The organism is Plantactinospora sp. WMMC1484, assembly GCF_049315195.1.
Taxonomy (GTDB): Bacteria; Actinomycetota; Actinomycetes; order Mycobacteriales; family Micromonosporaceae; genus Plantactinospora.
The window spans coordinates 1143674-1165338 of record NZ_CP186055.1 but is presented as its reverse complement, the minus strand read 5'-3'; the positions used below and the strand labels follow the sequence as shown (position 1 = coordinate 1165338).

The window sequence follows — 21665 nt, the reverse complement described above, 5'->3', positions numbered from 1 at the left end:
CATGCTCAAGCCCGGAGTCCTGCTCGGCAACCGGTACCGCCTCGACGAGCGGATCGCCGGTGGCGGCATGGGCGACGTGTGGCGCGGCACCGACGAGGTGCTCGGCCGTACGGTGGCGGTCAAGATCCTGCTGCCGGCGTTGCTGGACGAGCCGGGCTTCGCCGAGCGGTTCCGGGGCGAGGCCCGGACGATGGCCACCATCAACCACCCCGGCGTGGTCGACGTCTACGACTACGGCAGCGACCAGCAGATCGCCTTCCTGGTCATGGAATACGTCGAGGGCGACGCGCTCTCCCGGACGCTGAGCCGGGTCGGCCGGCTCACCCCGGCCCGCACCATGGCGCTGGTCGCGCAGGCCGCAGACGCTCTGCAGGCGGCGCACGACAAGGGCATCGTGCACCGGGACGTGAAGCCGGGCAATCTGCTGGTCCGGCCGAACGGCACCCTGGTGCTCACCGACTTCGGCATCGCCCGGTCGGCCCTGGTCGGGCAGCTCACCGCCGCCGGATCGGTGCTCGGCACCGCCTCCTACATCTCCCCGGAGCAGGCGGCCGGCGAGGTCGCCACCGCCTGCTCCGACGTGTACGCGCTCGGCGTGGTCGCGTACCAGTGCCTGGCCGGCCGGCGGCCCTTCGAGGGCAACAGCGCGATCGAGATCGCCATGAAGCACGTCCGGGAGACTCCCCGGCAGCTTCCCGGCGACATCCCGCCGGCCATCCGGGCCATCGTCGAGCGCTCGATGGCCAAGGACCCGAAGGCCCGCTGGCAGACCGCCGCCGAGCTGGCCGCCGTGGCCCGGCAGGCCGCCGCCACGACCGGAATGTCCGGTCAGCCCGCCGGGCGGCCCGTCGGCGCCATACCGGTGCCGCCGCAGCGTCCCGGCCAGCCGCCCGCGCCGCCGCAGGGACCCACGTCGGTGCCGCCGGCACCCCGGGTCCCGCCGGCAGCCGCCCGGGTCACGCCGCACTCGCCGGCCGTCCCGCCCGGTGCCGCCGCCCGGGTGACCCCGCACTCGCCGGCCCTTCCGCCCGGCGCCCGCCCGCCGGCCGGCGCGGCGGTCGGACCGGGCGGCTACAACCGGGGCGCGGCCGCCGTGCCGCAACCGGCCCGGCCCCGCCCGGAGGCCGCATACTCGTATCCGAGGCGCCCGGCCGCACCGCCGCCGTCGCCCGGAAACCGCTCGTTGCTGATCGCGCTCTTCGTCGTGCTGGGCCTGTTGGTACTGATCTGCTCGGGCGTGATTGCCTTCAGGTGGAGAGAGAACCTCAACAACAACAGCAGCATGCCAGCGCCGCAGACGGCGATATCGGAGCTGCGGTCGGAAGCCGGACGCGACGCGCCGCACGGCGCGTCGTACCGTCAGGTGGAGCGGACCGCGTACCCCGACGGGGTGACCAGATGAGCGAAGGACGACAGACGAGATGACGGCGCAGGCCCGCCTGCTGGGTGGCAGGTACCAGGTCGGCGAGCTGCTCGGTTACGGCGGCATGGCCGAGGTGCACCGCGGGCGCGACCTCCGGCTCGGCCGCGATGTCGCGATCAAGATGCTCCGGACGGATCTGGCCCGGGACGACACCTTCCAGATGCGTTTCCGCCGTGAAGCGCAGAACGCCGCCTCGCTGAACCACCCGGCGATCGTCGCCGTCTACGACACGGGCGAGGAGATCGCACCGACCGGCGAGACCCTGCCCTTCATCGTCATGGAGTTCGTCAACGGCCGCACCCTCAAGGAGGTGCTCGCCGCCGAGGGCCGGCTGATGCCCCGCCGGGCTCTGGAGATCACCGCCGACGTCTGCGCCGCGCTGGAGTTCAGCCACCGGCACGGCATCATCCACCGGGACATCAAGCCCGGCAACGTGATGATGACCCAGACCGGCCAGGTCAAGGTGATGGACTTCGGCATCGCGCGGGCGCTGGCCAGCGGCGCCACCACGATGACGCAGACCAGCGCGGTGATCGGTACGGCGCAGTACCTCTCCCCCGAGCAGGCCCGGGGCGAGGCGGTCGACGCCCGCTCCGACGTCTACGCGGCCGGCTGCGTGCTCTTCGAGCTGCTCTGTGGCCATCCGCCGTTCGTCGGCGACAGCCCGGTCAGCGTCGCCTACCAGCACGTCCGGGAGGATCCGCCGTCACCGAGCGACCTCAACCCGGACGTCACCCCGCCGATCGACGCGATCGTGCTCAAGGCGCTCTCGAAGAACCCGCTCAACCGCTACCAGAGCGCGGCCGAGATGCGCGCCGACCTCCTCCGCGCGGCCGCCGGCCGGCCGGTGATGGCCACTCCGGTGATGCGCGAGGACGAGACGATGGCGATGTCGCACACCGCCACCACCCGGCAGATCCCGGCCGGCGCGGGCCGGCCGATGCCACCGGCCCGGGTCGGCGACGCCCGCCGCCGCAGGGCGTCCGCCTGGGTGATCGCCACCCTGAGCGGTCTCGGCGTGCTCGCGGTGATCGCCCTGGTCGCCGCCCTGATGCTCAACCAGGACGACAAGGGTGGCGAGGCGACCCCGGTCGAGGTGCCTAACGTGGTCGGCCAGACCCAGGAGGCCGCGGAGAACTCCCTGCGGCAGGCCGGCCTGACCCCGAAGCCCGGCCCGGCGGACACCAGCGAGAACTGCACGGTGGGTGAGGTCACCGCGCAGAACCCGGAGCCGCCGGCCACGGCCGAGCCGGATAGCGAGGTCGAGATCCGGGTCTGCGAGGGCCCCGGCACCGTGGCGATCCCGGCCGGGCTCGTCGGCAGCACCTTCGAGTCCGCCGAGGCCCGGCTCAAGGAGCTGGAGCTGAAGGTCGACCGCAAGGACGTCGACAACGAGCGGCCCGAGGGACAGGTCACCAAGGTCGACCCGGCCGAGGGCCGCAAGGTCGAGCCGGGCAGCACCGTGGTGGTCGAGGTCTCCAAGGGCAACGTCCGCGAGGTGCCGCGGGTGCTCGGGTTCGACGAGGACGAGGCGCGGGAACGGCTGAAGGACGCCGGCTTCGACGTGCGGGTCATCGACGGCGAGCCGGTGCCGCCCGCCGAGGCCGGCGAGGTGACCGGCCAGAACCCGCGCGGCGGGGAGAAGAAGGTACGCGGCACCACCGTGACGATCACGGTCAGCGTGCCGCAGGAGGAGGACGAGGACCCGACACCGCCCACGCCGACTCCCACGCCCACCGAGGACGGCGGTGGTGGCGGGCTCCTCCCGCCGTTCAACCAGCCGGCGACCCGCCCCGGAGAACGCTGACCCCGTGACCCGTCGCCGGCGTGCCCCCGGGCACCGGCGAACGGGGTGCGCGCGCCGAACGGTGGGTCGGCGAGCGCGCCGCGGCAGAGCGTGACGGGCGAGCGGGTCGTCGGCCAGCGCCGGGTCAGACCGTGACGAACGCGGCCCGGCGCCGGGCGTCGACCTCGGCGGCGAGCGCAGGCGCCCGGTCCAGCGCCGAGGGGAGGCCGCAGCCGGCGAGCCAGTTGGCGAGCATCAGGTGGCCGCCCTCGGTCAGCACCGACTCCGGGTGGAACTGCACGCCCTCGATCGGCAGGTCGCGGTGGCGCATCGCCATCACCACACCCGACCCGGTCCAGCCGGTCACCTCGACCTCTGCCGGCAGGGTCTCCGGCAGTACGGCGAGCGAGTGGTAGCGGGTGGCGGTGAACGGATCCGGCAGCCCGGCCAGCACGCCCACGCCCCGGTGCCGTACCTCCGAGGTCTTGCCGTGCAGCAGCTCGGGCGCCCGGGTGACCGTGCCGCCGAACGCGGCGCCGATCGCCTGGTGCCCGAGGCAGACGCCGAGGATCGGCAGCCGGCCGCCGTACTCGCGGATCACGTCGAGGCAGATGCCGGCCCGGTCCGGCGTGCCGGGGCCGGGGGAGAGCAGCACCCCGGCGACGTCGAGCCGGCCCACCTCGGTGACGTCGATCTCGTCGTTGCGGTGCACCTCGCAGTCGGCGCCAAGCTGGCCGAGATACTGCACGAGGTTGAAGACGAACGAGTCGTAGTTGTCGATCACGAGGACACGCATCGGCCTACCTGGTCGGGCTCGGGGGCGGGGTGTTGTTCCGGGTGGTGTCGTAGGGCAGGTCGTGTTCGTCGCCGGGCGGCTCGTCACCGGCGCCCGGCGCCTCGTCGACGCCCGGCTCGTCACCGGGCACGCCGCCCTCCTGGGTCACCTGGACGTCGTCGAACGGCAGCAGCGGTTCGGCCCACGGAAAGACGACGTACCAGAGCAGGGCGAGTGCGCTCGCCGTGATCAGCAACGAGCCGATCAGCTTGCCCGGGACCCCGAACGGCAACTTGCGCCAGATCCACGCGTACATCGCCGGTCAGCCGCCCAGCTCGGCCGGCTGCGGTGCCCCGGCAGCCTTCGGCTCGGTGCGCACCAGCTTGGCGTGCACGATCAGCCGCTGGTAGTTGTCGAACTTCGGGTTACAGGTCGTCAGGGTCAGCATCGCCGTCGTCGGCTTCGCCTTCGGTTTGCCCGGGACCGGTGCGACCACCTCGACCTGGGTCGGTTTGACGATCCGGGTCTGCGACACGTGGTAGACGAACCAGGTGTCCTTGGACTCCACCACGATCGCGTCGCCGTTGTCGAGCTCGTCCAGCCGCCAGAAGGTGGCCCGGTTGCGGTGGCCGGCGACCGAGAAGTTGCCGACCTGGCCGGGCAGTGCGCTGCTCGGGTAGTGGCCGGGGGCGTACCGGATGTCCTTCTGGGTCACCCCCTCCACCACGATCCAGTGCTTGTCCAGCTTGGGGATGTAGAGGCCGGCGATCGGTTTGCCCTGCACCGGCTTGCTCGGCTTGGGGGTGGCGGTGGCGCCGGGCGTGGGGCCGACCGTCGGATCCGGCTGGTCCCACTGCTGGGCCAGTTGCTGACCGAGGTCGTCCTGATGCGCGTTGACGATCGTCGACTTGCCCCAGACCTCGTACGCCGCGAAGAGGAGGACGACCAGGCCGAATGTGATCAGCAGCTCGCCGGTGCCCCGGATGGCGGTCCGGATCCGCGAACCGAGCGACGGCCGGGTCAGCTCGGAGTAGACACTCCGGTAGCCCTCGCGGGTCTGCTCCGCCCGGAGCTTGACGACCCGCTCACCGCGCCGTGGACGCTGCTCCGGGTCGTCCCCGCCCGTCTCGCCGTCCCCGTCGTCCATCGCTGCCGGCCGGGGCGGGATCGCCCCGATCAGTGCGGTGGACTCGATGTCTGCCTGGCGCGGCGTACCGGCGGCGCGGAGCTGCGGCAGTGCCGTGGTGGCGCCGTCGTCCGAGGCGGGACGGCTCGGTCGCGGAGGAATCGGCGCGGTGGTCTCGGCATCCGCCGGGATGACCTTCGGAATGAGCGCGGTCGGGCTGTCGCCGTGTCCGGCCCCGTGCGCGCGGTCGGCCCCGTTGGTGTGGCCGGTTCTGCTGGCGCCGGTCCCGTTCGCGCGGCCGGCCCCGTTGGTGTGGTCGGTCCCGTTGGTGTGGTCGGCCCCGTCGGTGTGGCTGGTCCCGTTGGTGTGGCTGGTCCCGTGTGCGTGGCTGGTCCCGTGTGCGTGGCCCGACGTACCGCCGAGGCTCTGGCGCAGGTCTCCGAAGGCGGTTGTGGAGGATGCCCAGGGGTTCGGCTCCGCAGCAGCCGGGCCGGTCGGTCCGAACGGCCGGCGACCGGCACTGCCGGGCGGACCCGCCGCCCAGGCGCTCTGCACGGCGGCGGGACCTGGCTCCCGGCGGCTGTTGCCGTCCGGCTCCCGGCCACTCCGGTCGGTGGCCGGGGTCGGCTCCCAGAGGCCGGGACGGACCGCGGACGGCTCCCAGCGGTCGGCGTCGTTGGAGGGTCCGGCGTCCCGGCGATCGGGGCGGCCGGCGTGCTCCCGGGACGTGACGGAGGGCCCCGCCCCCCACCGGTCCTCCTGGGGACGGGCCGTCCGGTACTCGGGTTCGACCGGCCCATGTCCGGAGCCGACCGGCGTATGTCCGGAGCCGACCGGCGGGTACGGCTCGGGCTGGCGGCGTCCCGGCTGCTGCCCGACCTGGCGCTCGCCGGGCGACGCCGAGTGGCCTGGCGACCCCGGGTGGCCGGGCGACCCGGGGTGGCCGTAGGGACGCGTTTCGGGTGCTAAGGCGGCCGGGGTGGTCGGGCCGGCGGCCGGGCGTGGTGCGGAAGCGCCGGTGGGAAGGCCGATGGTGTCCTCGGTGTCCGGCGACGCGGCCACGGACGGAGGCGCCGCGCGGCCGGGGGCCGGCAGGACGTGGTCGACGACGATCCGCATGCGCCCGCCGGGCGGCTCGGGCGGCTCCGGTCGAGGCGTCGGGTCGGTCGCCCTCGGCTCCTCGGGCTCCGGCAGCCGAGGGATGAACATGGTCGCGTCGTCGCCGTCCGGCGCACGGTGCCGGCCGTTGCGGGCGGGCGTCGGGTCGCCGGGCACCGGGCTCATCCCGGAACCTTGGCCGACCGGAGCCCGCCGGGCCCGTCGTACGCCGGCATGGTCACGCTGGGCTCCACTGCCTCGCGGTATCCGAGCTGGTAGTGGGTGACGGCGTTCTTGAACAACCGGACCCCCTCGGATTCGGCGAGCGCTCGTTGCAGGGCCGCGGGATCGCCGATGGCGGTGATCTGAAACGGCGGTGAGAAGTTTTGGCCGTGCAGGAGCAGGGTGTTCCCCACGCAGCGTACCGCGCTGGTGGAGAGGACGCGTACGCCCATGATGGTCATTGCCTCCGCACCGCCGGCCCAGAGTGCGTTGACGACGGCCTGTACGTCTCCCTGGTGCACCACCAGATCGTCGTTGCTGGCATCGCCCGTCGCCGTGCCGTCGCCCTGCTGGGGTGCATCGTCGAGTTCGACGGTGATCCCGGGGCCGGTCAGCGCGGTGAAGCCGGCGGCCTCCCGGCTGGCCGCGGCCCGGTCCCGCTGGGCCGCCACCCGGTCGTCGGAGCCGGCGAGCGCCTCGGTCTGACTCTCCACCCGGTCGCGCAACGCGGCGGCCCGCTCCTGGCCGGAGGCCACCTGTTCGCGGCGGTCCTCAATCAGCTGGGCGAGCTCGGGCCGCCGGTCCTCCCGCAGCGAGGTGCCGTCGGCGGTGGTGGCGGTGGTGGTGAAGAGCAGCCCGGCCGCAAGAGCGATCAGGGGTACGCCCACCGACCATCCCGGGCGGCGCTCGGCCGACCCCCGGGGCAGCAGGCCCACGACGGCGCGGCGCAGCACCTTCCGCCAGGAGGCGACGCCGGAGGTGTACTCCATCGAGCCTTCCCCCTTACGATCATGCCGTTTTGGTAATTATGTCCCAATGGCGGGAATTACTTCTGCGATCCGGGCGTTCGACCTTCCGTACCCAACTGCCGGGGTCCGTGGCCGGAACGGGTTCTCGCGACTACGCTAGCTGTCGAACATTATTGGCCATGGACCGTCGCCCTTGCGTCCGGTTGTCAGGCCGGACGAGGATCACCACCCCCTCAGGAGAGCGCCGTGCCCAAGTCTCAGGTACGTAAGAAGAAGGTGTACACGCCGCCGACGGACGTCCGTCCCACGTCCACCGCGGCGACCCGCAAGCCTAGCCCGATCTGGCTGCCGGCCACGGCGGTCGGGCTGATCGTCTTCGGGATCGGCTGGCTGGTGGTCTTCTACCTGTCGGACATGGAATACCCGGTCGCCTCCTGGCGGTACTGGAACCTCGCCATCGGCTTCGGTGCGATGGTCGGTTCGCTGGGCCTGCTCTCCCGCTGGCGCTGACCCGCGATCTCATCCATCCCGCCACCCACCCGTCCGGCAAGTCGGTGGCGGGTGACCGGTGTTGCGAGGATTGTCACGTTACCAATGAGTAACCTCGCCGCGTAGGCTGCAGTACATCGCCGCCCCGGTCCGTGCAGCGCCGGTCCGGCGGCGGACGGGGTCAGGGCAGCAGGACGGGGAGGCCAACAGCATGGGCAGCGTCCAGATCGTCACCACGATCCTCGCCACCGCCATCACCGCGGTCGCGGTCTGGCTGGCGACGCGTGCGGTGCTGCGGATGACCGCCGTGATCCGGGTCGGCCAGCCCGATCCGGGGCGCTTCACCGATCCGGGCGTCCGGGCCCGGAACATGCTGGTCGAGACGGTCGGGCACACCCGGATGCTGCGCTGGAGCGTGGTCGGCGCCGCGCACTGGTTCGTGATGGTCGCCTTCGTCGTCCTCTCGCTGTTGGTGCTCGAGGCGTACTTCGAGGTGGTCACCCCGACGGGCGGGCTGCCGCTGATCGGGCACTGGATCGGCTACGGCCTGGTCACCGAACTGATCGGGATCCTCGGGGTGGTGGGGATCCTGGTGTTGATCGGCATCCGGCTGCGCAACCGGCCCGGCAACCCGGCCCGCCGGTCCCGGTTCACCGGCTCGACCATGTGGCAAGGCTACTTCGTCGAGGCCGTGGTGCTGGCCGTACTGATCTGCGGGTTCCTGATCCGCGGCTTCAAGGTCGCCACCGACCACTTCGAGTTTCCGGCCTGGGCCACTCCGGTCAGCCACGCCGTCGGCACGCTGCTGCCGGCCTGGGAGGCGGGCACCAGTGTCACCGCCCTGGTGAAGATCGCCATCTCGATGACCTGGGTGATCGTCATCTCGCTGAACGTCACCATGGGTGTCGCCTGGCACCGCTTCGCCGCCTTCCCCAACATCTTCTTCAAGCGCGATCCCGGCCGGGTCGGCTCCGGGCTCGGCGCGCTGCGCCCGATGACGAGCGAGGGCAAGCCGCTCGACTTCGAGGAGGCGGATCCCGAGAAGGACCAGTTCGGGGTGGCCCAGGTGGAGCAGTTCACCTGGAAGGGCCTGCTGGACTTCACCACCTGCACCGAGTGCGGCCGGTGCCAGTCGCAGTGCCCGGCCTGGAACACCGGCAAGCCGCTCTCCCCGAAGCTGCTGGTGCTCTCGCTGCGCGACCACGCGTACGCCAAGGCGCCGTACCTGCTGGCCGGTGGCGGCAAGGACGCCACCGGCGAGGAGAAGGCGACCGAGGCCCAGCTCGCGCACGTCGACGTGCTGGCGATGGCGGAGGCGAACCGCCCGCTGGTCGGCGGCGCCGAGGAGCAGGGCGTGATCGACCCGGACGTGCTCTGGTCCTGCACCACCTGCGGTGCCTGCGTCGAGCAGTGCCCGGTCGACATCGAGCACGTCGACCACATCGTCGACATGCGGCGCTACCAGGTGCTGATCGAGTCGAGCTTCCCCTCGGAGGCCGGCGTGATGCTGCGCAACCTGGAGAACAAGGGCAACCCGTGGGGCGCCCCGCCGAACACCCGGGAGGACTGGACCAAGGGCCTCGACTTCGAGGTGCCCCGGGTGGGCGAGGTCGAGGACTTCGAGTACCTCTTCTGGGTCGGCTGCGCCGGCGCCTTCGAGGACCGGGCCAAGAAGACCACCCGGGCGGTGGCGACCCTGCTGCATGAGGCCGGCGTCGACTTCGCCATCCTCGGCGAGGGCGAGACCTGCACCGGCGACCCGGCCCGGCGCATCGGCAACGAGTTCGTCTTCCAGATGCTCGCTCAACAGAACGTCGAGACCCTGAACGAGGCGTTCGGCGACCGCGAGCCGGCCAAACGCAAGATCGTCGCCACCTGCCCGCACTGCTTCAACACCCTCGGCAACGAGTACGGCGAACTGGGCGGCCAGTTCGAGGTCGTGCACCACACCCAGTTGCTCGCCCACCTGGTGGGCGAGGGTCGGCTCACCCCGGTCCAGCCGGTGCAGGGTGACCTCACCTACCACGACCCGTGCTACCTCGGCCGGCACAACCGGGTCTTCACCCCGCCGCGCGAAGTGCTCGGCGCGGCGGCGGCCGGCGGGATCACCGAGATGCCGCGCAACCAGGAGCGCTCGTTCTGCTGCGGCGCGGGCGGTGCCCGGATGTGGATGGAGGAGCGGATCGGGAAGCGGATCAACGTCGACCGGGTCGAGGAGGCGATGTCGACCGGGGCCGGGACGATCGCGGTCGGCTGCCCGTTCTGCTCGACGATGCTGAGCGACGGGGTCAACGGCAAGGAGGCCGGCGACCAGGTCGAGGTGGTCGACGTGGCGACCGTACTGCTCCGCTCGGTCAAGCCGGCCACCCCGGCCGACCCGGCCGACCCGGAACCGGCCGCCACCGCAGGCTGACCCCCGCCCGACAGGGGCTGCTGATTCGACCCCGAGGTGGTACGTCAACTGCTGGCCCGGACCAGCCACGCCGACCCGCTGAGCCGGCTGACCGTACGGGAACGGGCGGTCCTGGACGCATGGCACAGGGGCACACCAACGCCGCCGTCGCGGAGGCGCTGCACGTCTCGCAGAGCGCGGTCGAGAAGCACGTGAACGCCGTCTTCGACAAGCTCGACCTTGCGCACGTCGCCGGGTACAGCCGGCGGGTGCTCGCCGTGCGCCGCTACCTCGCGCCGCTACCTCGCCGGCTGAGGTGCAAGGAAGGGCCCCTTCTTATCGTTTTCTGTTGTAGAAGGGCCCCCTCCTTGCACCTTCGTCAGCGGCGGTGGCGGCTGCGGGGGCGGTGGCGTCGGGCAAGGCGGGAGACGACGAACCAGCCGACGGCGATCACGACGGCCATGATCACCAGTTTCTGCACCAGACCGGCGTACTCCTCGACCCGGTGCCAGTTCTCGCCGAGCAGATAGCCGGCCAGCACGAAGGCGGTGTTCCAGATCAGGCTGCCGAGGGCGGTGCAGAGCAGGAAGGGAAGCATCCGCATCCGCTCGATCCCGGCCGGGATGGAGATCAGACTGCGGAAGATCGGGATCATGCGACCGGCAAAGACCGTCACGACGCCGTGCCGGACGAACCAGGCCTCGGTGCGGTCCACGTCGGCGAGCTTGACCAGCGGCAGCCGGGCGGCGATCGCCCGGGTACGCTCCCGGCCGAGCAGCGCGCCGACGTAGTAGAGCGCCAGCGCGCCGACCACCGAGCCGAGGGTGGTCCAGAAGATCGCTGACCAGAGGCCCATCTCGCCCCGGCTGGCGGCGAAGCCGGCGAGCGGCAGGATGATCTCACTCGGCAGTGGCGGGAAGAGGTTCTCCAGGGCGACCGCCAGGCCGGCTCCGGGCGCACCGAGCTTCTCCATCAGGTCGGTGGCCCACTCGGCGATCCCGGTCAGCGGCGGAGGTTCTGCGGCGAGCGACCCTGGGCGGGTTGCCGGATGTCCCGGATTGACCGGAGCCGTAGTATCGATCATGAATTCGACGCTATCCAACGGCGCCTGTACAGAACCTGGGGAGCGGCGCCCGAACGCCGGCCGGGGGACCACCGTGTCGCCACGGCTGGGGACCACAGTTTCGTCACTGTGGTGAACCACATACTGTGTTCGTTCGTAAATGTCGATGTTGGGTCGCTCGGGCAGGATCCGACGGGATGACGGTGGGCCGGCGACGGCCCCACGACCGCGAGGAGGCGGGGGCCCCGTGGCGGAGAGCGCGGCAACCAGGACGGCACCGGAGCCCAGCGGACGGCACCGGGCGGCCGGGGCGGCCGAGCAGCGGAGGCGGTCCAGCCGCCGGCTCCGGCTGGTCTCGACGGTGGGGCTCGGAGTCGGGCTGCTGCTGATCGCCATTCCGTTCGGGACGGACCTCCTCCGGACCGTGGGCCTGAACGGCGGGACCGGGCCGCAGGCCGGCGTGCCGGCCGCGGTGGCGGATCCGCCGGCATCGCCACCGACCGCGACGCCGCAGGCCGGACCAGCTGCCGACGGAACCGCACCGGGCGGCACGCCCGACCCGTCGCCCACGACGCCGGACCCCAGCCCGACGCCGCGGGCGACGATCCGCCCGACGCCGCCGACCGGTTTCCCGTCGCCGCAACCACCACTACAGGGCGCGGCGGTGCCGGCGCCGTCGGCGACCACCGGTACGCCCCCGGCCGCCGACCCGGCCCCACCGGCCCCGCCGGCAGCCCCGCCGCCTCTGCAGCCCGTCCTGCTCGGACCCGACGGCCGCAGCGATCTGGTGCGGATGATGGAAAGCTACTGCGACGAGCACGTCGGCGGCCTGAGCTGGGCGGAGACCCGGGGCGACGGCTGGGAGTGCCGCCGGCTGCTGCTCTCGTCCCGAGCAGTCGACCTGGACCGGGCCTGCCGGGACACCTTTGGCGACGGCGCGTTCGCGGAGAACCCGCAGGGCCGGGACCCGTTCGGCTGGCGCTGCTTCCGCCGCTGAGGCCGACGGCTCAGCGGGCGGCGCGTTCGACCGCGCGGGCGGTTCAGCGGGCGGCGCGTTCGACGACGCGGGTGGCTCAGCGGGCGGCGCGTTCGACGACGCGGGTGGCTCAGCGGGCGGCGCATTCGACGACGCGGGTGGCTCAGCGGGCGGCGCATTCGACCGCGCGGGTGGCTCAGCGGGCCGCTGACGGGGGCGGCAGAGTGGGAGTTCCGTGCGTGGGTGCCACGGTCGGCACCGGTCCGTCCGGTCCGCTCCGGACGGGACCTCGCGGAACACCGGGGCCGCGTACTGTGCTCGATAATCACGGGCGGGACGCAACCACGGTCGAGGTGAACGCATCATCGACGCCCTACTCCTCACCACCCTGTTGCCGCTGGCCGCCTTCGCCCTGCTGACCGCCGGCAACGCGTTCTTCGTCGCGGCCGAGTTCGCGCTGGTCACCGTCGACCGGGCGGAACTCGACCGGAGGGTGGCCGGCGGCGACCGGCGGGCTGGCGCGGTCCGCAGGGCGCTGCGGGAACTCTCCTTCCAGCTCTCCGGGGCGCAGCTCGGCATCACCATCACCGCGCTGCTGACCGGCTATCTCGCCGAGCCGGCCCTGGCGAAACTCTTCGCGCCGGTGCTCCGGCCGCTCCTTGGCAACGCCACCGGCCGGGTCACCCCGCTGTTCGCCCTCGCCCTGGCCACCCTCCTCTCCATGCTCTTCGGCGAACTGGTGCCGAAAAACGCCGCGCTGGCCCGGCCGATGCCGGCCGCGCTGGCCACGGCCGCACCGATGCGCGCGTTTTCCCGGATCTTCGGCTGGCTGATCCGGGCCTTGAACAACTCGGCGAACTGGCTGGTCCGGCGGCTCGGGGTCGAACCGCAGGAGGAACTGGCAAGCGCCCGGTCAGCCGAGGAACTCGGCCTGCTGGCGGCGATCTCCGCACAGGCCGGTGCGCTGCCCCGGGAGACCGCGATGCTGCTGCGCCGGACGATCCGGTTCGCGGAGAAGCGGGCCGCCGAGGCGATGACTCCCCGGGTCGACGTGGTCGCGCTGCGGGCCACCGCCTCCGTCGCCGAGCTGCTGGCGCTGGCCCAGCAGACCGGCCGGACCCGCTTCCCGGTGTACGAGGAGACCGTCGATCTGGTCACCGGAGTGGCCGGGGTGCCGGACGCGTTGGGCGTACCGCCGGACCGCCGGGCTGTCACCACGGTGGCCGCGGTGGCGCGCGAGCCGGTCTACGTGCCGGAGAGCCTGGACCTGGACGGCGTCCTGGCGGCGCTGCGGGCGGCCGGCGCGGATCTGGCGATCGTGGTCGACGAGTACGGCGGCACCGACGGTGTGGTGACCGTGGAAGACCTGGTGGAGGAGCTGGTCGGGGAGATCGCCGACGAGTTCGACCCGGTGACCGGGGACGCGGTGGTGGACCCGGGCGACCCCGCCGGGCATGCCACGGCGGACCTCGACGGGGTGTCGGACGTGGATGCCGACCAGTGCGCCGGAGCGCCGCCCGGTGAGCGCCCGGTCGAGCCGACGGCGCCGGGCCGGGAGCGCGCCGTGCTGGTCGACGGGGTGCTGCGCGCCGACGAACTGGTCGAGCAGGCCGGCTTCCGGCTGCCCGAGGGCCCGTACGAGACGCTGGCCGGGTTCCTGCTGGCCCGGCTCGGCCACATCCCGTCGGCCGGCGAGACCGTCGAGGAGCAGGGCTTCGAGTTCACCGTGGTCGAGGTGGTCCGGCACCGGATCGAGCAGGTCCGGATCGTCCGGCCCGAGGAGGCCGACGAATGATCAACCTGCTGGTCACCCTCGGGTTGCTGCTCGGCAACGCCTTCTTCGTGGGCAGCGAGTTCGCGTTGATCGCCTCCCGGCGTACTGTGATCGAGCCCCTGGCCACCGGCGCCCAGCCCGGCTCTGGGGCCGGCTCCCGGCGGGCCCGCTGGGCGCTGTCGGCGATGAACCAGATCCCGCTGATGGTCGCCGGGGCCCAGCTCGGCATCACCATCTGCTCGCTCGGCCTCGGCGCCATCGCCGAGCCGGCCCTGGCCCACCTGCTGGAGGAGCCCTTCCACGCGCTGGGGTTGCCGGACCGGGCGCTGCATCCGGTCGCCTTCGTCACCGCGCTCGGTGTGGTCGTCTTCCTGCACACCGTGATCGGCGAAATGGTGCCGAAGAACATCACCCTGGCCGGTCCGGAGCCGTCGGCGCTCTGGCTCGGGCCGGCGATGCTGGCGTTCTGCGTGGCGACCAAGCCGCTGCTACTGGCGATGAAGTGGACGTCCGCCCGGATCCTACGGCTGTGGCGGATCGAGGCCGCCGACGCGGTGAAGACGGTCTTCACCGCCGAGGAGCTGGCCGGGCTGGTCTCGCAGGCGCGGACCGAGGGGTTGCTCGGTTCGGAGGAGCACGCCCGGATCACCGGTGCGCTGGCGCTGCACCGCCGTACCGCCGGGGATGCGCTGCGGCCCTGGGCGTCGGTCACCACCGTCGCCGAGGACGTCTCGCCGGCCTCGCTGGAGGTGCTGGCGACCTGGACCGGCCGCTCCCGCTTCCCGGTGGTGCAGCGGGCGACCCGCCGGGTGCTGGGCTTCGTGCACGTCAAGGACATCATCGGGTACGAGGGAACGGCCCGCCGGGCGCCGGTGTCGCCGGAGCTTTTCCGGCCGCTGGCAGTGGTCCCGCCGGACCGCAGCCTGGCCGACCTGTTGCTGTCGATGCGCCGGGAGCGCCGGCACATGATGCTGGTCAGCGACGGGCGGGTGCCGATCGGGGTGGTCACCCTGGACGACGTGCTCACCGCCGTCGTCGGCACGACCGCGGACCACGCCGGCACCGATCGCCCCCGCACCGGCCGCAGCGGCCCCGACGGCAGTGGCGCCGACCGTGGTGGCACCGGCCGTGGTAGTACCGACCGCGCCGGAGCGCCGGCCTGAGCCGGGGCCCAGGCCGGCGCGTCTGCTCAGCGCGGCACGCCCGGTCAGCGGGGTGCGCCGACCGGCGACGGGAGCAGCAGTACGTCGTCGGCGTTGACGAACATGATCCGGTGACCGAACTGGATCTGGACGTACCGCAGGTCGCCCCGGATCACCGTCCAGTCACCGGGTGACGAGCCGTCGAAGGTGCTGGCCCGGTAGTACTCGCTGGGCAGCACGTTGCCGACGGCGTAGCGCTGCCCGGCGGTGAGGGTGTACTGCAACGGCGTGACCGCCTGCACCGGCACGCCGGCCGGATAGGCGTCCGCCTCCGGGTACGCCCTGCCGTACACCGGAATCGTCTCCCGGCCCGGCTTCGGCGTCGCGACCAGCCCGACCGACCACCTTGCCGTGGGGTTGCCCCTCGGGTTGTGGAACCAGGCCTTCTGCCCGAGATACCAGATCGCGGTCCAGTCGCCCTGCCGGCCGGCGAGCGCGTAGGTCTGCCCGGCGGAGGCCCGCGCCCCGTGGTCGGAGATGTGCATCGTGTTCGGGGTGCCGTCGGGGCGCAGCCCGAGGTCGTTGACGAGCGGCGCGTCGGCGGCGGGTGCGGCGCGCAGGATCACCGCCGACGAGCCCCGGGCCGGGCACGGCACGCCGGTCGCCTCGCAGCCGGTGAAGGCCGGCCGGTTGGTGGCGACGTCGGGGTCGATGGTGACCAGGCCGGCGGCGGGGATGCCGATGCCCCGGAACGGCGCCCGGAGCAGGTCGAAGTAGTGCGACCAGTCCCAGTACGGGCCCGGGTCCCAGTGCATGCCGCGCACGTTCGCCGGCAGGATGCCGGGGACGTTGTCGTGGCCGATGATGTGGTCGCGGTCGAGCGGGATGTCGTAGCGGTCGGCGAGGTAGCGGACCAGCTTGGCCGAGGTCCGGTACATCGCCTCGGTGTACCAGGTGCCCTGGGCGGCGAAGCCCTCGTGTTCGAGGCCGATCGCCTTCGCGTTGACGTACCAGTTGCCGGCGTGCCAGGCGACGTCGGCGCCCCTGACGTGCTGCGCGATGTGCCCGTCGGCGGAGCGGAGCGTGTAGTGCCAGCTCACGTAGGTGGGATCCTGCACCAGCCGCAGCGTGGTGTCGTAGCTGCCCTCGGTATCGTGGATGACGATGTATTCGACCTTCTGCCGGGCCGGCCGGTCGGAGAGGTCGTGGTTGCCGTAGTCGCCGTCCCCGAACGCCTCGTAGGGGGCCGGGATCCACTCGCAGGAGATGTCGCGCGGGCACTCCAGCCCGTCGGGGCGGGGTCGGCCGGGCAGGCCGAGCCGGTCCAGCCAGGAGCGCTGCGGGACGATCCCGGGCCGGGCGGCAAGACTGATCCGGTGGCCGTCGTCGGTGGTCCGGGTGGCGCCGTCGGCGATGGTCCGGTACACCTCGTCGGCGAAGGCCGCGGCGGCGTCCGCGCGGTCGCTGCCGGCGTACCGGGCCACCGCGCCGTACCAGGCCGCCGGGTCGCTGGCCCGCCCCGTCGGCCCGGCCAGCGATTTCTGGTACGACGCCAGCAGCGCCGCCCCACCCCGGATGTTCGCCTCCGGTTCGGCACGCAGCCTCGCCCGGTCGACGCCGGTCAGCGCGGCGGCGGAGTCCAGCGTCTGCCCGCCGGGCGGCGCGGCACCGCTCCCGTCGCCGACATGTGGCCCGGCGGAGGTGCCGGCCGGGCTGGCCGGGGTGCTTGCCGGGCGGGCGGGGCGGGCCGGGTCGCCGCGCCGGTCCTCGCCGTGCTCGGGATGTTCCTCCGGTTCGCCGGCCAGTCCCGCGACGTCGGTGAGGTGCATCGGTCCGTAGCCGCCGCTGGTGCTCGGCGTGCCGGCGTTCGTGTCCCAGCGGGACTCCAGATAGGAGACGCCGAGCAGCACGCTCTCCGGTACACCGAACTCGGCGGCCGCGGCGGCGTACTCCCGTTGCCGGTCCTCGGGTGGTGCGGCGGTGGCGGGCGCGGTGCCGGCCGGCAGCAGCGCGGCGACGCCGGCCACGGCGGTGCTGAGCGCGATTCGCCTGCTCAGTGCAGTTGTGCTGCGACGCATGGAACCTCCCAGAGCCGGGGGTGGGCTTGCTGATCACCCTCCACCCGCCACCCACCGGCGGTCAATACATGCCGAGGAAGGTCATCATCATGTAGAAAGTTTTCATCGATACCGAGAGTGTTGGGATGGTCATGGTGGCGCACACCATCCGCGACCGGTCTGACACGAAACGAATCGATCCAGATCGTGGGTTGCGTTTGGATAACACCCTTCTCTAAGGTTGGGGACCGTCGAACCGACGGCAGGTCGCCCAGCCCGGGCGGCGACGGTTCGACACCGCCGAATCGTCACAGAGAGCGAGCCGGGGACCCGGGCACCATGGGGTGAATCCGCGTCGCACGCGGAAGGGCGACAATCTTCCCGCCCGAACCCGTCAGCTAACCCGGTAGGCGGGCTACGGAAGAAGGAGTACGGACCCCGGTGGCTCCCCCTGCCCCACCGCGGTCGCCATCCCTCCGGCCGGCATCTCGCGCCGGAGCCGGGACGGCGAAGCCGCACACTCGAAGGTCCATTCTCGCCATCGCACTCACCGTGCTCGCCAGCGCCGCCGTGCTCTTCACCGGCACGACGCCGGCGCTCGCCGAGCCGTCGGTGGCCGAGATCGAAGAGCAGATCGACGTCGCCTGGCGCAAGCTGGAGCCGGTCATCGAGAAGCACAACTCCACCCGCCAGGACCTGACCGCGAAGAAGAAGCAGGCCGCCGCCCTGCAGAAGAAGATCGCCCCACTCCAGTCGCGGATCGACGCGGCGATGGACCGGGTCAGCGACTTCGCCGTGCAGGCGTACAAGGGCGACAAGGCCTCGACCTTCAACGCGCTGCTCAGCAACAAGTCCCCGGCCGCGCTCGTCGGCCAGCTCTCGGTGCTCGACCAGTTCGCCCGGCAGCAGCAGCGCGAGGTGCAGGCGGTCGTCGACCTCAAGAACAAGTTGGCCGCCCAGAAGGCTCCGCTGGACCGGCTCGTCAGCCAGCTCACCAAGACCGAGAAGGAGCTGGCGGCGAAGAAGAAGGAGATCGACGCCGAGATCGACAAGCTCCAGGAGCTGCGGATCAAGGCGTACGGGAACGGCTCCGCCGGCCCGCTGCGGCCCGCACCCTGCCCGTCGACCTACCCCGGCGGCGCGGCCGGCAAGGCGGTCAAGTTCGCCTGCGCCCAGATCGGCAAGCCGTACAGCTGGGGCGCGGACGGCCCCGGGGCGTACGACTGCTCCGGCCTGACCCTCGCCGCCTGGCGGCAGGGCGGTGTGTCGCTGCCGCACAACGCCCGTGCGCAGCGTGGGCAGACCAAGCGGATCAGCCGCTCCGACCTACGCCCCGGTGACCTGGTCTTCTACTACGCCGACCTCAGCCACGTCGGCATGTACGTCGGCGACGGCTGGATCGTGCACGCCTCCCGGGCCGGTGAGCCGATCAAGATGAAGCGGATGGACGACGGCCAGATCCACAGCTTCGGCAGACCCGGCTGAGTCACCCGACCTCTCGTACGGCAGAGCCCCCGTCGCACCCGCGACGAGGGCTCTGCCGTGTCGTTCCCGTGTCGTTCCCGTGTCGTTCCCGTGTCTGTTCGCGTCCAGCTGCGCCGGGCCGGCCTCAGCGGGTCGGCCAGGTGCGCCAGTTCTGCCAGGAGCGGCTCGGGGTGGGACCGCGCTGCCCCTGGTAGCGGGAGCCGTAGACGGCCGACCCGTACGGATGGGCGGAGGGCGAGGAGAGCCGGAAGATGCAGAGCTGACCGATCTTCATCCCCGGCCAGAGCCGGATCGGCAGGTTGGCAACGTTCGACAGCTCCAGCGTGACGTGGCCGGAGAAGCCGGGGTCGATGAAGCCCGCGGTCGAGTGGGTGAGCAGGCCGAGCCGGCCCAGGCTGGACTTGCCCTCCAGCCGCGCGGCGAGATGGTCGCCGAGGGAGATCACCTCCAGGGTGGAGGCGAGCACGAACTCGCCCGGGTGCAGCACGAACGGTTCGCCGTCCGGCACCTCGACCGGCGAGGTCAGGTCGTCCTGCTGCACGGCCGGGTCGATGTGCGTGTAGAGGTGGTTGTTGAAGACCCGGAAGAGCCGGTCCAGGCGTACGTCGATGCTGGACGGCTGCACCAGCGCGGGCTCGAACGGATCCAGCCCGAGCCGGCCCGCCTTGATCTCGATCACCAGGTCGTGGTCGGAGAGCAGCACCGTGCCACCTTAGCGAGTGGCGGGAAGCTCACCGGCCGCGACCTCGCCGAAGGGTGGGATCAGGTCGGTTCGGGGCCGGTTCGGGGCCGGTTCGGGGTAGGTGATCGAACAGGTGTTCGATAGAATGTGCGCATGGCATCCTGGTCCGAATTCGCCTCCGACGAGCCCCGCCTCGCCGACGCGATCCGCGTCCTCATCCAGCAGTACGGGCCGGGTCTCGGCTATCTCGCGACCGTGCGCGCAGACGGCGGGCCGCGGGTGCACCCGGTCTCGCCGGTCATCACCGACGAAGGGCTCTTCTGCTTCGTCGTCGACTCCCCGAAGCGGCGCGACCTCGAGCGTGACGGTCGCTATGCCCTGCACTCGTTCCCGCCCGAAGACAGCGACGACGAGGCGTACGTCGCCGGCCGGGCCCGACCGGTGACCGACCAGGCCCGGGTGGAGCAGCTCGCCGGCAACCTGCGGGCCGCACCCCAGGTCGACTGGCGGCTCTTCGAGTTCACCGTCGACGTGGCGATGGTGGCCCGACACGGCAGCAACGGCGCCACCCCGCTCGCCGGGGAGCGCTCCGAACGACCCGCGGTGCAGGTCTGGCTCGACCCGGCCGGTGCCCTCACCGGCCCCGCTGCCGAGGGCCCGGTCACCGCGGCACGGCGGCGCGGCCGCCGCCGCGCCGCCGAATCCGAGCCGGTCCCGACCCCGTGACCCGTCACCGTCCTGCCGCCTACGGCTCCCGGAACGCCTTCCATGCCTTGATCATTCGGAACACCTGTCCGTACGTGAACTCGTACATGCAGGCGTCGACCGAATAGTCCATGAAATTGTGGATCGGGTCGAGGCCGGGCCTGGTGGCGCAGGAGTCCCGTCGCTCCGGGCAGCCGAACGCGGGCTCCGCCTCGGCGGCGGTGTCGACCACGTGGTCGCCCTGGCCGTCACAGCCATCCTGGAAGGTGTGGTAGAGGTTCAGCCAGTGCCCCACCTCGTGCGTGGCGGTGTCCCCCGCGTTGTAGGGCGCCGCCGTCCCACCCGGCAGCGACTCGCCGAGCACCACCACCCCGTCGTACGGGTCGAGGTCCTGCTTCGGAAAGGTGGCCCAGCCGAGCAACTCCTCGTCCAGCAGTCCGGTGTAGACGTTCAGGGTGTGCTTGCCGCCGACCCGCAGCGCCCGCTTCATCTGCGCCTCGGCCGAGCTCTCCGGCACGATCGGATACCAGGCCGGATTGACGACCCGGTTGACCTGCCTGAGCTTGAACCGGAACGGTGTCCAGGCGCCACCGGTGCGCCCGCCGAACGAGTCGTTCAGCACCTTGACCTGTGCCTCGATCAGCGCCAGCGGGATGTCGCCGCCGGCCCGGGTACGCCGCTCGGCGATGACGTGGAACACCACGTCGACGGTGATCCCGACCTTCCCGTGCGGTACGCCGAGCGGTGCGACACCGACCCGCCGGGCGTACGCCGAATCGACCGCCCGGTCCTGCGCGGCCGCCTCGGCCGCGGTCAGCTCGTTCGGCTCGGCCGCGTGCGGGGCGCCGGGCCTCGCCTTGGCGCGTGCGTTCGCGTGCGGGTCACCGGCGGCCGTGCCGGCGCAATCCGGGTCCACGGCCCCGGCCGACTCCAGCGGCGCCGCCACCACCGGACCGGGTCCGAGCAGCAGGACGAGAAAGACACTCGCCACACCGGTCGAACGCGACGACCATCGCAGTCCACGGAACGCCATTGCCTCACCCTTTGCCTTCACAGAGTGGCGCCGCGATAACGCAGAGCCATAGTTGCAGGTGAGGCGGACGTTACCTGCCGTTGTCCCTGTTGCAAACGAGGCGGCACGGCGTGGTCCGCGACCCGCTCCGACCGGGTGACAGAGCAGCCGTGGGCGTACGCGGGGAGGGCGAGTGCATGATCGGACCCAACCAGGTACAGTGGGGTCCGCTCGCGGGTGTAGTTCAATGGCAGAACATCAGCTTCCCAAGCTGACAGTGCGGGTTCGATTCCCGTCACCCGCTCCAACCTGAAGGCCCTGGTCAGGACGTCAGTCCCAGCCAGGGCCTTCGATGTTCCAAGATTCGTGATCATGTCGCGTGCCATTGGCGTGCCATTAGCCCCGGTGCACCAGGGCACCGGCCGCACCGTCGTCCGGGTCGCCGGACCGCGTGCCATCCGTCTTGCGTGCCTTCTTCTTGGCCTTCTTGCCGCCGGACTTCTTGTCCGCTTTACGGGCGTCCTTCTTCGCCTTCTTGCGTTCGGCCTTCTCCTCGCCGCGTACGGCCGCGTCCAGGGCGGCGGCGATGGCCCGGTCGGCTTCCGCCGTTGCGTGCTGGTAGATCAGCGCGGCTTGTGGTGAGTCGTGGCCCATCCGAGCCATCAGGTCCCGGGTGCTGGCCCCTGGACTTGACCCGATTCGACGGACA

General features: G+C 72.1%; 18 protein-coding genes, 1 tRNA gene, 1 pseudogene and 1 riboswitch. Of the genes and pseudogenes, 11 read left to right on the top strand and 9 right to left on the bottom strand.

From position 1 onward, the window contains the following. Position 1 precedes the first annotated feature (1 nt). Both ACN28C_RS05120 and pknB read left to right on the top strand, forming a co-directional pair. Complete coding sequence (locus ACN28C_RS05120; RefSeq protein WP_422772422.1) at positions 2-1402, top strand: serine/threonine-protein kinase; 1401 nt, start codon at positions 2-4, stop codon at positions 1400-1402. A gap of 19 nt (positions 1403-1421) precedes the next feature. Continuing rightward, positions 1422-3230, top strand: coding sequence for a Stk1 family PASTA domain-containing Ser/Thr kinase (gene pknB / locus ACN28C_RS05115; protein WP_422772421.1), 1809 nt, complete (start codon positions 1422-1424; stop codon positions 3228-3230). 124 nt (positions 3231-3354) lie between these two features. On the opposite strand, the gene ACN28C_RS05110 is transcribed toward pknB, so the two are convergent. Genes ACN28C_RS05110 through ACN28C_RS05095 form a run of 4 tightly spaced genes read right to left on the bottom strand, consistent with a single transcriptional unit; the run spans position 3355 to position 7200 of the window. Next, the gene (locus tag ACN28C_RS05110; protein WP_422772420.1) at positions 3355-4005 is read right to left on the bottom strand and encodes an aminodeoxychorismate/anthranilate synthase component II; all 651 of its coding nucleotides are present in this window, start codon (positions 4003-4005) and stop codon (positions 3355-3357) included. 4 nt (positions 4006-4009) lie between these two features. After that, on the bottom strand, positions 4010-4300 hold the full coding sequence (locus ACN28C_RS05105; RefSeq protein ID WP_422772419.1) for a hypothetical protein: 291 nt from the start codon (positions 4298-4300) through the stop codon (positions 4010-4012). A 6-nt stretch (positions 4301-4306) separates the two neighbouring features. Further along, the gene (locus tag ACN28C_RS05100) at positions 4307-6394 is read right to left on the bottom strand and encodes a class E sortase (protein ID WP_422772418.1); all 2088 of its coding nucleotides are present in this window, start codon (positions 6392-6394) and stop codon (positions 4307-4309) included. Further along, on the bottom strand, positions 6391-7200 hold the full coding sequence (locus tag ACN28C_RS05095) for a DUF881 domain-containing protein (protein WP_422772417.1): 810 nt from the start codon (positions 7198-7200) through the stop codon (positions 6391-6393). The genes ACN28C_RS05100 and ACN28C_RS05095 overlap by 4 nt, the downstream gene beginning before the upstream one ends. A gap of 225 nt (positions 7201-7425) precedes the next feature. Between ACN28C_RS05095 and ACN28C_RS05090 the strand changes: the two genes are divergently transcribed. The 3 genes and pseudogenes from ACN28C_RS05090 to ACN28C_RS05080 all read left to right on the top strand — a co-directional run. Next, complete coding sequence (locus ACN28C_RS05090) at positions 7426-7689, top strand: cell division protein CrgA (protein ID WP_422772416.1); 264 nt, start codon at positions 7426-7428, stop codon at positions 7687-7689. 190 nt (positions 7690-7879) lie between these two features. Beyond that, positions 7880-10081 (top strand): (Fe-S)-binding protein, encoded by a 2202-nt coding sequence (locus ACN28C_RS05085; protein WP_422772415.1) that lies wholly within the window; start codon positions 7880-7882, stop codon positions 10079-10081. A gap of 119 nt (positions 10082-10200) precedes the next feature. Beyond that, positions 10201-10257 (top strand): annotated as a pseudogene (locus tag ACN28C_RS05080) (hypothetical protein); the annotation flags it as partial. A 182-nt stretch (positions 10258-10439) separates the two neighbouring features. Here ACN28C_RS05080 and ACN28C_RS05075 read toward each other — a convergent pair. After that, positions 10440-11144 carry a DedA family protein gene (locus ACN28C_RS05075; RefSeq protein ID WP_422772414.1) on the bottom strand — a complete coding sequence of 235 codons (705 nt, stop codon included), beginning with the start codon at positions 11142-11144 and terminating at the stop codon, positions 10440-10442. Positions 11145-11370: 226 nt separating this feature from the next. On the opposite strand from ACN28C_RS05075, the gene ACN28C_RS05070 reads away from it, so the two are divergent. The 3 genes from ACN28C_RS05070 to ACN28C_RS05060 all read left to right on the top strand — a co-directional run bounded on the left by ACN28C_RS05070 (position 11371) and on the right by ACN28C_RS05060 (position 15036). Then, entirely contained in the window at positions 11371-12120 is a 750-nt protein-coding gene (locus ACN28C_RS05070; protein ID WP_422772413.1) for a hypothetical protein, read from the top strand. 370 nt (positions 12121-12490) lie between these two features. Beyond that, on the top strand, positions 12491-13894 hold the full coding sequence (locus tag ACN28C_RS05065) for a hemolysin family protein (protein WP_422772412.1): 1404 nt from the start codon (positions 12491-12493) through the stop codon (positions 13892-13894). Further along, positions 13891-15036 (top strand): hemolysin family protein, encoded by a 1146-nt coding sequence (locus tag ACN28C_RS05060; protein ID WP_422772411.1) that lies wholly within the window; start codon positions 13891-13893, stop codon positions 15034-15036. Before ACN28C_RS05065 ends, ACN28C_RS05060 begins: the two co-directional genes overlap by 4 nt. Positions 15037-15080: 44 nt before the next feature. Here the strand turns inward: ACN28C_RS05060 and ACN28C_RS05055 are convergent, their stop codons facing one another. After that, positions 15081-17093, bottom strand: coding sequence for an N-acetylmuramoyl-L-alanine amidase (locus tag ACN28C_RS05055; protein WP_422772410.1), 2013 nt, complete (start codon positions 17091-17093; stop codon positions 15081-15083). Between the two features lie 267 nt (positions 17094-17360). Then, positions 17361-17501, top strand: a riboswitch (cyclic di-AMP (ydaO/yuaA leader). Between the two features lie 123 nt (positions 17502-17624). Between ACN28C_RS05055 and ACN28C_RS05050 the strand changes: the two genes are divergently transcribed. Then, positions 17625-18557, top strand: coding sequence for an NlpC/P60 family protein (locus tag ACN28C_RS05050; RefSeq protein ID WP_422772409.1), 933 nt, complete (start codon positions 17625-17627; stop codon positions 18555-18557). A gap of 124 nt (positions 18558-18681) precedes the next feature. Here the strand turns inward: ACN28C_RS05050 and dcd are convergent, their stop codons facing one another. Then, the gene (dcd, locus tag ACN28C_RS05045) at positions 18682-19260 is read right to left on the bottom strand and encodes a dCTP deaminase (protein ID WP_422772408.1); all 579 of its coding nucleotides are present in this window, start codon (positions 19258-19260) and stop codon (positions 18682-18684) included. 132 nt (positions 19261-19392) lie between these two features. Between dcd and ACN28C_RS05040 the strand changes: the two genes are divergently transcribed. Further along, positions 19393-19965: a pyridoxamine 5'-phosphate oxidase family protein gene (locus ACN28C_RS05040; RefSeq protein ID WP_422772407.1), complete on the top strand. Its 573-nt coding sequence runs from the start codon at positions 19393-19395 to the stop codon at positions 19963-19965. 19 nt (positions 19966-19984) lie between these two features. Here the strand turns inward: ACN28C_RS05040 and ACN28C_RS05035 are convergent, their stop codons facing one another. Continuing rightward, complete coding sequence (locus ACN28C_RS05035) at positions 19985-20977, bottom strand: zinc metalloprotease (protein WP_422772406.1); 993 nt, start codon at positions 20975-20977, stop codon at positions 19985-19987. A gap of 212 nt (positions 20978-21189) precedes the next feature. Here ACN28C_RS05035 and ACN28C_RS05030 point away from each other — a divergent pair. Then, positions 21190-21263, top strand: a tRNA-Gly gene (locus tag ACN28C_RS05030). Positions 21264-21352: 89 nt separating this feature from the next. On the opposite strand, the gene ACN28C_RS05025 is transcribed toward ACN28C_RS05030, so the two are convergent. Beyond that, the gene (locus tag ACN28C_RS05025; protein ID WP_422772405.1) at positions 21353-21610 is read right to left on the bottom strand and encodes a hypothetical protein; all 258 of its coding nucleotides are present in this window, start codon (positions 21608-21610) and stop codon (positions 21353-21355) included. Between the last annotated feature and the right edge of the window lie 55 nt (positions 21611-21665).